Below are 1,390 nucleotides of genomic sequence, written 5' to 3' on the forward strand. Positions count from 1 at the left end.
GTAGCAGACGTCCAGGTCACCACAAAACCGCCGCCACTCAAGCCACTGACGCTGGGCTCGTATTGAAAAGAGCTGAATTCGGTATTGACCTGAAATTCACCCCCAACCGGGTTACCCGCCGAATCGAACCGCTGCCCCAGCACTCCAGAGCTACTGCCGTCCGCACCCCCATTATCCTGCCAGACTGCGACAAAGCCGCCGTCATTCAATGCGGCAATGGCCGATTCCTGCTGAGAGGAGCTGGTGGTGGTATTCACCAGGAACTCGCCGCCCGCGGGCAGACCGTCTGCGCCAAAACGCTGGGCGAAGATTCCCCAACTAGACCCATCTGCATTCGACGACTGATCGGTCCAGCTTACGACAAACCCGCCACCGTTAAGGCCAGTAACCTGGGCTTCAACCTGATCACCAAAAATCTGGGAATTGACGATGAACTCCGGCCCGGTGATCACCCCCTCGGCGGTATACCGCTGACCAAAAATGCCATAGCCGGAACCGTCCTCCCCGTCTGAATCCCAAACCACCACGTAACCGCCATCGGCCAGAGAAGCAACTGACGGCTCACGCTGTTCACCTTCCACAAAGCTGTTGACCTGGCGTTCGCCAAACACGGGTGCAACACCGTCCTGTTCCGGCGTGACGTTGACCTTGACCACCACGGGTTCAGATGTACCACCATCACCATCGCTGATTTGAATCCGGAACTGCCGGAATGGCACCGGATCGTCGGAGGTATTGGCGTAGGTTAGGCGCTCGACCAGCGCTTCTACGGCGGCTGCATCGGCATTACTGTTGAAGGTGATCTCCAGTCGGCTACCGTTGCTGCCATCTGAAACGATGGTGCCGATGACTCCCCCTTCGTAGGTTACACTGCTTCCGCTGACACCGATCTGGCCGGCGCCGACGCCCTGATTCTGAACGCTCAACTGATCCTGAGTACCATCATCGGGGCTCTCAAACTGATCGAGTATTGGTTCGAGCAGGCCCAGTCGAGTGACCAGCAGACTACCGCCGTCAAAGTCAGCTGAATCACTGTCCGCCACGTAGACAGACTGATTCGCATCCAGCAGCAGTGCGCCGGCATTCAGTGCTGCTTCCGAGAATGTCACTTCGGGCGTGAACTCCGATAAGATGGGCGAGGCTTGGCTACCAAAGTCTGCCGGCTCCCCAAACAACTGCTGGAAGATGCCGCCGCCACTGCCATCGCCGGCGGTGCCGCTATTCTGAGAACGCCAAACCGCCACGAAGTTGTCGCCAGAAAGTCCGGCCAGTGCCACCTGGCTCTGGGTACTGGAGAATTCGGTATTGACCTGAAACTCGCCGTCGACCCGGCTGGCTGTCGCATCATACTGCTGCGCAAAGACGCCCGTGCCACTGCCGTCGCGGCCAC

1 protein-coding gene is annotated in these 1,390 nt (G+C 58.8%); it reads right to left on the reverse strand.

What is annotated here, in order from left to right; translation table 11 throughout:
• Positions 1 to 1,390: hypothetical protein (locus tag BM035_RS22565; protein WP_217646287.1), on the reverse strand; the 1,390-nt coding region annotated here is incomplete at both ends.

The sequence above is a fragment of the Marinobacter sp. DSM 26671 genome (genome assembly GCF_900112835.1).
Taxonomy (GTDB): Bacteria; Pseudomonadota; Gammaproteobacteria; order Pseudomonadales; family Oleiphilaceae; genus Marinobacter; species Marinobacter flavimaris.